This is a genomic window from Pseudomonas asiatica (assembly GCF_009932335.1).
Lineage (GTDB): Bacteria > Pseudomonadota > Gammaproteobacteria > Pseudomonadales > Pseudomonadaceae > Aquipseudomonas > Aquipseudomonas asiatica.
The window spans coordinates 1006931-1019581 of the sequence record NZ_BLJF01000001.1; the positions used below are offsets into that span (position 1 = coordinate 1006931).

General features: G+C 58.2%; 16 protein-coding genes. 7 read left to right on the top strand and 9 right to left on the bottom strand.

Annotated elements, in window-relative coordinates; translation table 11 throughout:
• Positions 1-141: 141 nt before the first annotated feature.
• Together tal and dusA are read right to left on the bottom strand one after the other, a co-directional pair.
• The gene (gene tal / locus GYA95_RS04590) at positions 142-1068 is read right to left on the bottom strand and encodes a transaldolase (RefSeq protein ID WP_015269553.1); all 927 of its coding nucleotides are present in this window, start codon (positions 1066-1068) and stop codon (positions 142-144) included.
• Positions 1069-1363: 295 nt separating this feature from the next.
• Positions 1364-2374: a tRNA dihydrouridine(20/20a) synthase DusA gene (gene dusA / locus GYA95_RS04595; RefSeq protein WP_085625536.1), complete on the bottom strand. Its 1011-nt coding sequence runs from the start codon at positions 2372-2374 to the stop codon at positions 1364-1366.
• 104 nt (positions 2375-2478) lie between these two features.
• On the opposite strand from dusA, the gene GYA95_RS04600 reads away from it, so the two are divergent.
• Together GYA95_RS04600 and GYA95_RS04605 are read left to right on the top strand one after the other, a co-directional pair.
• Positions 2479-3600: a site-specific integrase gene (locus tag GYA95_RS04600; protein ID WP_161551242.1), complete on the top strand. Its 1122-nt coding sequence runs from the start codon at positions 2479-2481 to the stop codon at positions 3598-3600.
• 16 nt (positions 3601-3616) lie between these two features.
• Positions 3617-4387 (top strand): hypothetical protein, encoded by a 771-nt coding sequence (locus GYA95_RS04605; RefSeq protein WP_161551243.1) that lies wholly within the window; start codon positions 3617-3619, stop codon positions 4385-4387.
• A gap of 28 nt (positions 4388-4415) precedes the next feature.
• Here the strand turns inward: GYA95_RS04605 and GYA95_RS04610 are convergent, their stop codons facing one another.
• The 7 genes from GYA95_RS04610 to GYA95_RS04640 form a co-directional block, all read right to left on the bottom strand.
• On the bottom strand, positions 4416-4676 hold the full coding sequence (locus GYA95_RS04610; protein ID WP_161551244.1) for a pyocin activator PrtN family protein: 261 nt from the start codon (positions 4674-4676) through the stop codon (positions 4416-4418).
• 268 nt (positions 4677-4944) lie between these two features.
• Positions 4945-5148 (bottom strand): hypothetical protein, encoded by a 204-nt coding sequence (locus GYA95_RS04615; RefSeq protein WP_161551245.1) that lies wholly within the window; start codon positions 5146-5148, stop codon positions 4945-4947.
• Positions 5141-5434 carry a hypothetical protein gene (locus GYA95_RS04620; protein ID WP_238841716.1) on the bottom strand — a complete coding sequence of 98 codons (294 nt, stop codon included), beginning with the start codon at positions 5432-5434 and terminating at the stop codon, positions 5141-5143. Before GYA95_RS04620 ends, GYA95_RS04615 begins: the two co-directional genes overlap by 8 nt.
• Positions 5431-5928, bottom strand: a complete 498-nt coding sequence (locus GYA95_RS04625) for a hypothetical protein (RefSeq protein WP_161551246.1) — start codon at positions 5926-5928, stop codon at positions 5431-5433. Before GYA95_RS04625 ends, GYA95_RS04620 begins: the two co-directional genes overlap by 4 nt.
• Before the next feature lie 84 nt (positions 5929-6012).
• Positions 6013-6258: a pyocin activator PrtN family protein gene (locus GYA95_RS04630; protein WP_161551247.1), complete on the bottom strand. Its 246-nt coding sequence runs from the start codon at positions 6256-6258 to the stop codon at positions 6013-6015.
• A complete protein-coding gene (locus GYA95_RS04635; protein WP_161551248.1) occupies positions 6255-6764 on the bottom strand; it encodes a hypothetical protein in 510 nt (169 codons plus the stop codon). Before GYA95_RS04635 ends, GYA95_RS04630 begins: the two co-directional genes overlap by 4 nt.
• Before the next feature lie 299 nt (positions 6765-7063).
• Entirely contained in the window at positions 7064-7768 is a 705-nt protein-coding gene (locus GYA95_RS04640; protein WP_161551249.1) for a S24 family peptidase, read from the bottom strand.
• Positions 7769-7865: 97 nt separating this feature from the next.
• Between GYA95_RS04640 and GYA95_RS04645 the strand changes: the two genes are divergently transcribed.
• The 5 genes from GYA95_RS04645 (at position 7866) to GYA95_RS04665 (ending at position 12617) form a co-directional block, all read left to right on the top strand.
• Positions 7866-8090 carry a transcriptional regulator gene (locus GYA95_RS04645; protein WP_161551250.1) on the top strand — a complete coding sequence of 75 codons (225 nt, stop codon included), beginning with the start codon at positions 7866-7868 and terminating at the stop codon, positions 8088-8090.
• 215 nt (positions 8091-8305) lie between these two features.
• The gene (locus GYA95_RS04650; RefSeq protein ID WP_161551251.1) at positions 8306-8794 is read left to right on the top strand and encodes a phage regulatory CII family protein; all 489 of its coding nucleotides are present in this window, start codon (positions 8306-8308) and stop codon (positions 8792-8794) included.
• Positions 8787-8990 carry a TraR/DksA C4-type zinc finger protein gene (locus GYA95_RS04655; protein WP_161551252.1) on the top strand — a complete coding sequence of 68 codons (204 nt, stop codon included), beginning with the start codon at positions 8787-8789 and terminating at the stop codon, positions 8988-8990. Before GYA95_RS04650 ends, GYA95_RS04655 begins: the two co-directional genes overlap by 8 nt.
• On the top strand, positions 8987-11752 hold the full coding sequence (locus GYA95_RS04660) for a bifunctional DNA primase/polymerase (protein WP_161551253.1): 2766 nt from the start codon (positions 8987-8989) through the stop codon (positions 11750-11752). The genes GYA95_RS04655 and GYA95_RS04660 overlap by 4 nt, the downstream gene beginning before the upstream one ends.
• Before the next feature lie 328 nt (positions 11753-12080).
• Entirely contained in the window at positions 12081-12617 is a 537-nt protein-coding gene (locus tag GYA95_RS04665; RefSeq protein ID WP_161551254.1) for a hypothetical protein, read from the top strand.
• Positions 12618-12651: the final 34 nt, after the last annotated feature.

Consider the following 12651-nt stretch of genomic DNA (forward strand, 5'->3'; position numbering starts at 1 on the left):
CAGTAACTGTGGGAGCTGGCTTGCCGGCGATAGGGCCATTGAATTCAACAAACTGCTAAAGCCCGGCACTTGATGGGGCCAGACGAAAAACGGGCGGAAAATGCTGAACACTTCCCGCCCGTCAGGCAATCCCGAAATATATCAGGCCTTTTCAGCCATCAACTTCTCCAGCTTCTCCTGGTCCCGCGCGAACTGGCGAATGCCTTCGGCCAGTTTCTCGGTACCCATGGCATCTTCGTTCATCGCCCAGCGGAACTGGCTTTCGTTCAGCTGCTGCTTGGGCTCGCCGGCATTGCCCGGCTTAAGCACCTGTGGCAGGTCGCCCTGGTCATCGCTGAGCTGCTGCAGCAGTTCCGGGCTGATGGTCAGGCGGTCGCAGCCGGCCAGCTGTTCGATCTGGCCGATATTGCGGAAGCTGGCGCCCATCACCACGGTGCCGTAGCCGTTGGCCTTATAGTAGTTGTAGATGCGAGTGACCGACTGCACGCCCGGATCTTCGGCGCCCACGTATTCCTGGCCGGTGCTCTTCTTGTACCAGTCGTAGATACGGCCCACGAACGGCGAAATCAGGAACACCCCGGCATCGGCGCAGGCCTGGGCCTGGGCGAAGGAGAACAGCAGGGTGAGGTTGGTCTGGATACCTTCCTTCTCCAGCTTCTCGGCGGCGCGGATGCCTTCCCAGGTGGAGGCCAGCTTGATCAGCACACGGCCGCGGCCAACGCCGGCGGCTTCGTACAGCTCGATCAGCTTGCGCGCCTTGGCCAGCAGGGCGGGTTCATCGAACGACAGGCGGGCATCCACCTCGGTGGAGATACGCCCCGGGATGACCTTGAGGATGCCCGAACCCACGGCCACCGCGAACTTGTCGCAGGCCAGGTCGACATTACCCTTGGCATCGGCCTTCACCTGCTTGAGCAGCTCGGCGTAACCCGGGATGGCCGCAGCCTTGAGCAGCAGCGACGGGTTGGTGGTGGCATCGACCGGTTTCAGGCGGGTGATGGCGTCCAGGTCCCCGGTGTCGGCGACCACGGTGGTGAACTGCTTGAGTTGTTCCAGCTTGGAGGTCATGGGCGTGCTCTGTCCTGTGCAATGACTCGACATTACCCGAGCCCCGGCGGCCACTCAAGGGCTCGCGAAGCGCGGTGCGAAAGGTGAGGATTCGAGTCGCAAGCGGCCCCTAGGTTCCGCATGCACACGTCTGAAGCTGTCGCGCCCCCTTGTAGGAGCGGCCTTGTGTCGCGAAAGGGCTGCAAAGCAGCCCCAGGGCTTCAGCGCTGGTGCACAAATTGCCAGGGCTGCTTTGCAGCCCTTTCGCGACACAAGGCCGCTCCTACACCCGACCGCGTCAGATGCTCGGGCCGGGTTACCGCCCCTGCAACAGCTCCACCGCCTGGTCGAACACCGCCAGCGGCTCCGCCGCCTTGTGGATATCCGCCGACAGCAACTGGCGGAAGCGCCGCGCCCCCTTGAACCCTTGGGCCAGCCCCAGGATATGCCGGGTAACGTGGTGCATCGCGCCACCACTTTCCATGTGCGCGACGATATAAGGCCGCAACTGCGCCAGCGCCTCGCTGCGGCTGACCACCGCCGCCTCGCTGCCGAACAGCTGCTGGTCCACCTCGGCCAGCAGGTAAGGGTTGTGGTACGCCTCACGCCCCAGCATCACCCCATCGAAGGTTTCAAGGTGTGCCTGGCACTCGGCCAGGGTCTTTATCCCGCCGTTGAGCACGATCTCCAGGTCCGGGAAGTCCGCCTTCAACTGCGCCGCCACGTCATAGCGCAGCGGCGGAATCTCACGGTTCTCCTTCGGCGACAGCCCTTCCAGGATCGCGATGCGCGCATGCACGGTAAAGCTCCGGCAGCCTGCCTCGCGCACCTGGCCGACGAAGTCGCACAGCTCGGCGTAGCTGTCGCGGCCATTGATACCGATGCGGTGCTTGACCGTCACCGGGGTAGACACCGCATCGCGCATGGCTTTCACGCAATCGGCCACAAGTGCCGGGTGGGCCATCAGGCAAGCGCCGATCATGTTGTTCTGCACCCGGTCACTCGGGCAGCCGACGTTGAGGTTGACCTCGTCGTAGCCGGCCTCCTCGGCCAGGCGGGCACAGGCGGCCAGGTCGGCCGGCACGCTGCCGCCCAGTTGCAGGGCCAGCGGGTGCTCGGAGACGTCGTGGCGCAGGAAACGGTGGGCGTCGTTGTGCAGCAGGGCACCGGTGGTGACCATTTCGGTGTACAGCAGGGTGTTTTTGGAAAGCAGGCGCAGAAAGAACCGGCAGTGGCGGTCTGTCCAGTCCATCATGGGTGCAACGCTGAAGCGGCGGGAGGGCTCAGGACGCGTGGTTTGTGGCTTTGAGGCTGATTCTAGGGGCATTCTGGTCTACGCATTTTTGTGCCGTTTTCTGGGGTTTTTGGGCGTTTTTGGTGTGACAGTGGTACGATGTACCACCGCCAATCACGCTTGTACCACCGGAAATCATGGCAACGATCAGAGCAAGGAAAAAGGCCGATGGGACGGTCAGCTACACCGTCCAGATCCGCCTCAAGAAAAAGGGTGTCATAGTTTACCAAGAAGCCCAGACATTCGCCCGCAAGCAGGCTGCTCAAGCCTGGGCGAAGCGACGAGAGACCGAATTGGCGGTGCCTGGTGCGATCGAGCGGGCCAGCCGCAAGGGGCACACGGTAAAGGAGATGATCGAGCGCTACCTGATCGAGGCGGAGAAAGCCCGGCCTCTCGGTGAAACCAAGCGGCTTACTCTCAATGCCATCAAGAAGAGCTACTTGGGGGAGAAGGTCGATTCGGACATCAGCCAGCAGGTCCTGGTGGATTATGCGCTTTGGCGCATGGGGCCAGAAGGTGGCTCCGTAAAGCCTCAGACTGCCGGCAATGATTTGGCTCACCTGGGTTCGGTTCTTTCCTTGGCCAGGGCGGCTTGGGGGTATGAGATCAATCCCTTGGCAATGTCCGACGCTCGTCTCGTCCTGAAGAAGTTCGGTTACAACATGCGGAGTCGCGAGAGAGATCGCAGGCCTACATTGGATGAGCTCGATAAAGTGATGGAGCACTTCTTCGAGACGCTGCAGCGCCGGCCGACAGCTATCCATATGCCCAAGGTGGTGGCGTTCGCGATTTTTTCGACGAGACGAATGGATGAAATCACGCGCATCCTTTGGGATGATCTGGATGAGCACCGGAAAGCGGTAAAAGTGCGGGATATGAAAAACCCCGGGCAGAAGCTGGGTAATGATGTCTGGTGTCATTTACCCGATGAGGCATGGCAGATTGTGCAGAGCATGCCGCGGGAGTGCCCGGAGATATTCCCGTACAACACTGACTCGGTCGGCACTGCTTGGGCCAAAGCGTGCAAGATGAAGGGTATCGAGGATCTGCACTTTCATGACCTGCGGCACGAAGGTGTAAGCCGTCTGTTTGAAATGGACTGGGATATCCCGCGAGTAGCAAGTGTTTCAGGGCACAGGGATTGGAATTCGTTGAGGAGATATACTCACCTTAGAGGGCGGGGGGATAGTTATTCGAATTGGGTGTGGATGGATCGCATTGTGAAAAGCAAGGTGGTATTAGGTGCTCGGGCAATATAGAAATGGAGTTTGAGTCTTGAAGATTTTTAAACAGTTACTGAAAGAATTTTGGTTGCCTTTTTGTGCTGCCGCAGCGTGGACCGCTTTTTCTGTTTGGAGTGATTCTTTTAGTTTGGTGAAAACTATATCAACCTTTGGGCCTAGTTTCTTTTTGGTGAGTTGGGTGGTGGGGCAGTTTTTCCGAGTTCGTAAACAGGTCGGTGTGGAAAGTAGCTTGGTGAATGTCGAGGCAAGGCTTGAAAAGCTTGCATCTAGCTTGGAAGTTAATGTTGAAAAAATGGTGGGGCATATGAATGGAGGTGACAGCTTCTGCTATGTCATGCCAAACGGAGTCCAAGACGGTAAGCGGATGTGGTTTTTACGTCACTGCGGTGACTATCCGCTTTATAAGCTGTCCGTAAGGATTACCGATATAGATCAGTTAGGTCGCAATGTTGAGCAGACTTTTAGTTGGGATGAATTTTCGGTAAACGGGATGCATTTGCTGCGCAGTCTAGATGTCAGTGGTGCTGATACTCAATCTTTTAATATTTTCTTTCATTCGAGGAATGGTCGTGTTGTTCAAGAAGTGCGCTTTGCTAGAGTTGATGGTTCTGAGAAGTGGGCTTATAGGCTTTCTCGTGGCTACGAAACGCTAATACAAATATTGCCCGAGGGTTTCCCATTAAGGGAGGCGGATAAACGAGACTGGTTGGCTGAGTCGGGTATAAGCGGTAGTCAGAAACACTGGAGTACAGAGTATCAGCTTCAGGAGCATCTACTAAAACCTAGCGAGGCCATGGTTTAATATGGGCGGACTTTAGTCCGCCGTTTTTTCATTTGTTAAGTTTTATGGATTCTGTTGCTGCTAGCTTTCTCTGGGCTTCAATATAATCTGCCAGGTCGGAAATGTGTATTCCTTTGGCGCTCTTTTGGCTAGACTCAATTCGAGTGATGGGTATTTTTATTTGGCCGGACATCACCTTGCGCTGGAACATGTCTGGAGTCAGGTGAGTGAAGTAGTCAGTACACACTTGCTCAAGTGAAATGATGGCTCGGCCGTTGTATTGAGCAAGCAGTACAAAAGCAGTGTTCATGCATTTCTCCGCTGGGCTAGTTGTGCTTTGTTGGACCGGATATTGAGGTCGGGCCTCCAGCCGTCGGCTTCTTTCATGGCGCCGTGCTCGCTCGATACATTGACAGTGGGAGTGAAGCCTGCCGCTTGGCGAATCTTGGAGCAGAGCTCATGGCTGCCACGGGGGCGTGGGAGGGTGCAGACGTCGCAGATAACCGACATTGCGGGACGCCTGAAGGTCTGTACTCCCTTCGCGTCCCTGATGTTTGGTGTATAGGTAGAGGTCCTGGTCACAGTGAATACCTCTCGCGAGCTCTCCGAGAGCTCGGGCTCAGGGTCAGATGCTTATAGCCGGTCATGTTGTTAACAGTCGGTAACGTGCCAGTCACAGGGCGGCGGGCGGTGCTGCTGCGATACAGCTCGATCAGGGCAGCGATCAGCGCCACGGCGAGCAAAAGGCTGATCAATTGCCAGGTGCGTGTTGGGTTAGGCACGTTGGCGGCCCTCATTGAGCTGGCTGAGCACCTGTTTGCTAGCAAGCTCGAACAGCTCGTCCGCGGAAATCGGCGTGACGGACTGCTCGCAATTGCGCACGGCGTCAAACCGAGTGCGGAACAGCCCGGTCTGGCCGAGCCAAGCGACGGCATGATGCTCAGCGTCCGAAACAGGGGACGGTGTCGACAGACGCTCCCCTTGAGAGCCGAGCTTGCACTTCTTGCAGATGTGATAACCGCCGTCGTAGGGGTCTACGGTTTCCCATGCGTGCTTGTGTGCGGTCATGCTGCTGCTTCCGCGCTTGCGGTTGGCGGGACGTCGCGCAGTTCGTTGCGAACCCGGCCGGCCAGTTCGCGCAAACTGCGGCCCTGATGCTCGGTACGGGTGACCCATGCTTCCGCTCCCTTCAACTGCTTCCAGGTCCGCCCGGCGGTCTCCAGCGTCTCGCATGTGTTGACGAGCGCCTGGTAATCGGCCTTGGTCACTGCGAGGCCGGTGTAGGACATGATGCGTTCTTCGAGCTCCGCGATGGTTTCGCGTCGAGCTTCCATGTGCGCGGTGAATGCCTTCCGGGCGGTGTCGAGCTCGGCCTGCTTGTCGGCCAGGTCCCGTTCGAGCTGTCGAATATGGTGCGCGTGGGCAACTGCCTTGATTTCCTGGCCTTCCATGAAGCCCATGGCGTGGGCTCGGCGGCGAGCAGTGGCAAACAAGAAGGGCAGAACCACAAGGGTGGCCAGCCACAGAATGCCCAGGGCGAGAACTTGTTGATGCGGTTGCATGTGCTGTGCTCCGAAAAAGCGTGCCGCCGTAAGTGTGAGAGTCGGCGGCAGGCTGGATGCCCCTGATGGCCGGGGCCGCCTGGTTCATACAGATTTTGTGGTGCGTTCGGCCTGGCGGTCGAGGTACTCCGCGAGGTTGTGCAGGTAGATCACGTGCTGCGCCTTCTTAGAGCTTTCAATCTTGCTCAGCTGAAGATCGATACGCCCTTTGCTGATCAGCTCTTTAAACCACCGATCTGAGCCGATGTGGGGGAAGTAGCGTTCCCTCACTTCGGTTAGCGTTGGGCAAGGTGTGGTCCACTCGCGGCGTAGTTGTTCCAGTGTGCTCATGCGCGCTCCCCGAGCCCTTCGGGGCCGGGCTGGAGCTTCGCGCGTACTGCGGCAACTAGGTGCTCTTTGTTGGCTCCGGTGACAGCGGCGCAAACGTCGCCCAGGTCGTTGGTCACGACCGCGCCTAGAGGGAGGTTACGGTTGACCGTGGTGATGACATAGGCGGTCTGGCCAATCTGAAGAACCTCTTCGACGCTAGCCTGCGCCTCGATAAGCGCTAGCGCTTCTTCGGACTGGGCGCCGGAGTCAGCGCGGCCGTTCGCAAGGTCTTGCAGAAAATCCCGCAAGGATTGGCACTTGGTCGAAAGTGCACGTGGGAGGCTCAGGCTGCTGCACAGTGGTCCAAGGGTCACCTTGATGCGATGGTGCGTTGTGTCGTTTTCGATCTCGACCTGCGCGTCAACCGATGCCTCCGGGCGCTGCAGTTTGCAGATTGCTGTACCGCCTTTATCCATGGTGCTCTGCAGCAACATGATTTGGTGAAGTGGTATTTGGAACTCGCTCATGCTGCACCTCGGGAGGCGGGTACGGCATGGGCTTTGCCATCCAAGCTGACGACTAGATGTAATCCGGTACTGCGTTGGAAAGCTTGAATTTTCGCAAGGCTGTTGCAGGCTGTTGGGTGTATGAGGACCGCTGCCGATCCGGTGTGCTGTGCTGATTTCATTCGTCCGTGTCCTTGATGTGAGAGAGGGGCACGGCGCTGAAATTAGCAAAGGCTAATTGAATGAGCAATAGCAAATGCTAAATTACTGGGGCGCAGCTTCGTTCCGGCAGATGGCCGGTAGTACGCAACCTGGGAGTATTAGAGCTTTTTCGCGTTCCAGGCCAGCAGAACGCGGGCTTGGATGTGCATACGCTCGATCATTGACTCGTCGATGGTTATCGGCGGATAGATGGGGTTATCAGAGATCATGCGCAACAGCCCGCCAGTTAAGCGCTGCAGTCGTTTGATGTAGAGATCGCCGTCTAAGGTGAAGACATAGATTGCATCTGTTCTGACCTCGGAAATCCCACGATCGACGAGTAGCGCGTCGCCATCAGCGAACGTTCCAGACATGCTGTCCCCATCGCCCGTGATGATCGCCAAATTCTCGACTGTCGAGAAGGTTAGGCCCTGCATTTTGAGCCAGTCGAGGTGAACCGTCATATCGCGAATGACTTCAATGTGCATGTCCGGGGCTGCCTTGCCATGCCCCATGGATGCCGCGATGTCGAGATGCGGAATCAGCACGAAGTTCTTGTCCTTAGATGCCCGAGTAGGCAGGCGAACAACGTTAGTTGGGGCTGCGGTGGGGGACTCTTCCCCTGAAGGGGATGTCAGCGTCCCTGCTGCAAGTCCGATCTTGAGTTCTAGATTCAGCGCAGCCTTTTCCCCCAGCTTGCGGTGGCCGTTCAGCAGCTGCGACAAATAAGACGCGTCTAGGTCGTGAGCCTCGGCGAATTCCTTTTGGCTCAGGGTGCCCATGATCGTACGTAGGGAGGCTATGCGCTTTTCGTTGATGTCCATGTGGTGATGATTGCTTTCCGTTAGCAAACAGTAAATTACGATTTGCTATTGCCTTGATAATTAGCAATTGCTAATCTCGCCGCCAATGGAGGTGCCTATGACGCTAAGCGAGTACTTGAAGACGATGGACAAGGAGGGGCTTGAAGCTCTCGCGCGCCGTTGCGGAACCTCAGTAGGCCAGCTGAAGCAAGTGGCATACGGAAACCGGCGCGCTAGTGGAGGACTGGCTGTCAGTCTGGATCGGGAAACGGGAGGGGGGATTCGCTGCGAATCGCTTCGACCAGACATCGACTGGGCATATCTACGGCGCGGGCAAGAGTAAGAACGCTGAGCCAGGACTCTCACCTCCCGGCCCAGCTGTAACAGTGCAAAACACTATCACTCCCGTCATCCGGCGCCCTCTCACCACAAGAATGGCCGGATGACTACAACCGCAAGTCGTGCTCCACAGCACGCAAAGCACAACATACCGGTCGTGGTCGTAGGATAGGGCTTGCCCGCTCCCATGGCTACACCGTTAACCGAGGATTAACGGTTATGAGTCGCATGGACACCTTGCCGGACAATGGTCCGGCCCTTTCTCTGCGCCACGCGCTTTACCGCGCTGGTCGGGAATACAAGGGCGGTCTCACCGCCCTGGCCTTCAATATGGGTATGGACTTCGATGCCCTACAGAAGAAGCTAAAGCACGATGAAGAGCGCCGCTGGCTCAACCCTGACGAGCTGGAAGAGGTGTTGCAGTGGACCGCTGACCGTCGCGTCCTCGACGCCCTGGGCCGCGCCGCTGGCGTCGTTTGGTACCGCCCATGCCCTATCCCTGCAACCAATGAGCAGTTGAAGGCCGTTGGCCTGTTGCTGCAGGAAGCTGCTGAGTTCGTAAGCAGCATGCACGAAGGTGCAGCTGACAACGTATGGGAAATGCACGAAGTGCAAAATCTGGAGGCTTGTGGCCTGGATGTTATCCGTCAGGTACTGGCGATCACTTCGGGTGCGCGTCAGGCGATGGAGGACCGATCCAATGGCTGATGCAGTCGATTTCGCTAATGACCAGGCCGAATACTTTCTCCAACTGTCACTGCAACGCCTCGCTCGGCTTCCTGAAAAGCCAAGCGCAGATATCTGCGTGGACTGCGAAGATCCAATCCCGTTGGCGCGTCAACAGTCGGTTGCTGGTTGCGAAACCTGCGTCGATTGCCAGGAGCTGCGGGAGCGTCGTCGATGAGTGAGCGCCCAGCAGCGACCACGGCCGTATGGGCGCGCCGTTACATTGAAACTTTCGGTCTCGCCCTGGTACCCATTGAACCAGGCGAAAAAGGGCCGAAAGGTAAGGCTTGGAACACGCCGGGTGGTTATATCACCGATGCAGACGCGGCCGAGGCGTTCTGGTTGGAGCATCCCGATCACAACCTCGGGGTGGTGCTTGGGCCAAGTCGCGTCTGCTCGCTTGATGTCGATGATGTCGAGCTTTGCCGCATCGCGTTGCGTGAAGCCTTCGGACTGGATCTCGACTCGCTCGCGGATGCCTTCCCAACTACGGTAGGCAATCCGGCGCGCTTCCGCGTCATGTTCCGCGTCCCGGATGGTATTGAGCTGAGTCGTCGGTCATTGGCTTGGCCCAATCAGGCCGACCCGGACGGTTCGATCTTGAAAGCACTCACCGCTCAAATGGTGGCGGCAAAGGAGGCTGGTGACGCAACGCGTGAGGCGGCGCTCAAGATGGCCGCAGAGCCCTTCAAGAAGATCACCGTGTTCGAGCTGCGCGGCGGTGCGGTTCAAGATGTGCTGCCTCCTTCGATCCACCCTGGCACTGGCCAGCCTTACACCTGGCGCATTCCGCCTTCCGCTGATGGGCTTCCTGAGCTGCCGGCTGATCTGCTGAGCATTTGGCAGGATTGGGACCAACTGAAGCCTCAGGCGCTCGCGGTTTGTCCGTGGGGTATCAAGCCCGCTCCGGTTTCCTCCCAGCCAGCACCGCGCGCCCGCGCGGCCAGCGCGCAGTCAGGTAATTCGCTGCCTGAGGTCATTCCTGAGTTCAATCGAACCTATGACATTGCCACGTTGATCGAGGCGCACGGTTATAAGCGCATCGGTGGCAAGTGGCTGTGTCCTCACAGCAGCAGCGGCGACCCAGGCGTCACGATCACAGAGGGCAAGCTGTATTCGCATCACAGCTCTGATCCGCTGGCTAATGGTCACAAGAATGATGCCTTCGATGTGTACTGCATCCTTGTGCACGACGGCAACCAACGCGAGGCCACTAAGGCAGCGGCGCGGATGTTGGGATTGGACGCGAAATCGAGGCCGCCGGCACCTCCTCCCATCGGTGCACTTCCCCGCGCCCCATCGGCTAATGAGCCTGTGGGTGGCCCAGGCGATGCGCAAGGGAGCGATGTTGAGCCCCTGCACGCAGAGTCCGAGGAAAGCGACCCCGGCGCAGCCTGCTCCTCGGCCTCCGGGGGGGAGGGGGGTGATGGCCTTGCGTTGAAAAGCGCCATGCGCCGGTTCGCTCTGGTCGAGGGCTCTACTAGCGTGTGGGATCTCGACAAAGGGCAGTCGATGAAGCGTGCCGGGTTCGAAGCGCTAGTAGGCAAGCCGCTTGCCAAGCAGTGGATGGACCGGACAGACAAAAAGCTGGTATCGCTCGACCAGGTGAAAGAGCTGGAGCAGGTAAAGAGGCTGGCAGCTAAGAAGGGCGGTGCTCTGAAGCTCGACCCGATTGAGCGCTACGTCTACATCGATGGCACCAAGGATGTTTGGGATCGGGAGAAGAAACGCCGTATCCCTGAAGGTGCGGTCAAGATGGCCCTGGGTGACGAATATAAATGGTGGTTGAACAGTCAGGATCGCCGTGTTGTCGACGTGGATCACATTGTGTTCGACCCGACCATGACCAAAGATCCGGCCGTCTATATCAACACGTTCGAGGGGCTGCCGCTTGAGCCGGTGCGCGATGATGCTGCATGCGAGAACCTGCGCTGGTTGATTTCTTTCCTGTGCAACCACGACGCGGAGGCGTTGGATTGGCTGGTCAAGTGGCTGGCTTATCCACTGCAGCACATGGGCGCGAAGATGGACACGGCGATTCTGTTCCACTCCACGATGGAGGGCTCAGGCAAAAGCCTCATGTTCGCCGATGTCATGGGTGAGCTGTATGGCCAGTATGGCGCGACGGTTGGGCAAACCCAGTTGGAAGGCAGCTTCAACGCCTGGCAGAGCCGCAAGCTTTGGGCAGTGTTCGAGGAGGTTGTCAGCCGCGATCAGCGTTACAACCAGGTGGGCAAGATCAAACACATGATCACCGGCAAGACGGTGCGTATGGAGTCGAAGTTCATCAACGGTTGGGAGGAGGCCAACCATATGAACTCCGCGTTTCTCAGCAACGAGATCATGCCGTGGCCGATCAGTGAAGACGACCGCCGGATGCTGGTGATGTGGCCCCTTGAGACGTTGCCACCGGAGCGCCAAAAGGCGATCAGTCGAGAGTTGGCAAACGGTGGGGTCGCTGCCCTGTATGGCTGGCTCCTTGCTGTCGACCTGGGTGAGTTCAACCAGCGCACGCGTCCGCCCAAGACTGAGGCCCGTCAGCGGCTGGTCGAGCTGAGTCGTACTGCTTGGCAGACCTTCTTCTACCTCTGGCGCGCCGGCGAGCTGGGGCACGGCCTTTGGGGCTGCGCGCTGACAAGTGATGTGTACGCCATGTTTGCCGAATGGTGTTCGCATAACCGGGAGAGCGTGATGAGCCAGACGAAGTTCTCGCTGATGCTCAGCGCGAAGGTGGAAAAGACCCGGGCGATTCCCTGGACTGATGGCAACAATCGACGATTTGCCGCGTTTTTCTTCCCTGACGATGGTGATCCTTCCCTGCCCCCATCCATGAAGTCGGCCGAGCTGGGCAAGAACGTCGTCGAGTGGCGTGCCAGGGCGAAGCTGGCTGGCTGGAACGTTGATGGCTGGGACCACGTGAAGAGGGTGCTTGCAGCATGACTACCTCTATTAGTGTGTTGGGTGTGTTGGGTTTGTGTCGGGTTGGGTTGGGCTACCCAACACAGTCAGATAGCCCGGATTCATTGGCTTGCACGGATGGTGTGTTGGGTGTGTTGGGTTTGTCCACGCGCGCGCGCGTGCGCGTGATTTTTTGCAGCACCACCAACGAAAGAAAAAATCTCTATGCGAGAACAAATAAACCCAACAAACCCAACACACTCAACACACATTTATTTAATTCTTTGATTTCATTGGGTTTTATCTGTGTTGGGTATGTGTCGGGTTGTGGGAATGTGTGTTGGGTGCTTATTTTGGGGGTAGGGCGATGATGGATCAGGAATTGCGGCTCCTTTTGCGTGTCACGCAGCATCGGGTTGATATGGCAGAGCTAATTGATCCTGCCGAGCGTCTGCGGTTGGTTGGCGAGTTGATGCGCCACTGGGGCGAGCAGCGCCGCCAGGTTGGGCTGAAAGCGAGCCTTGGCAGTCAGATGGGGACCATCATGGAGTGGAAGGGGGCCGCGCCGCGCGGTGGCGTGTCGGGTCATCGCATTCTGGTTGCTGGGGCTGGCCTGGATCATTCGGCGGCGGAAGTTGATGCTGCTGTGGCCCAGCTGGGGCGGCGCGACAAGCGAGGGGAAACATTGGCCAAGCTGGCCGAGATGCGTTACTTCCTCGGCTTCACAATTCGGGAGCAGATGAGGGCGGTTGGGTTGGCGGAGGATGCTGACCGCACCTACCGCAACTGGGTCAAAGCCTTGCATCTGCAGGTGCTGGCGATCCTGGCGGCGCGCGCTGGCCGTGCGCGACAACATACCGTTCGTCGGGTTGGAATGCGACTTGCGTGCAGTATTAAATCAACATGACAGCTACATTGCGACGTACCGAAAATTGCCCCTT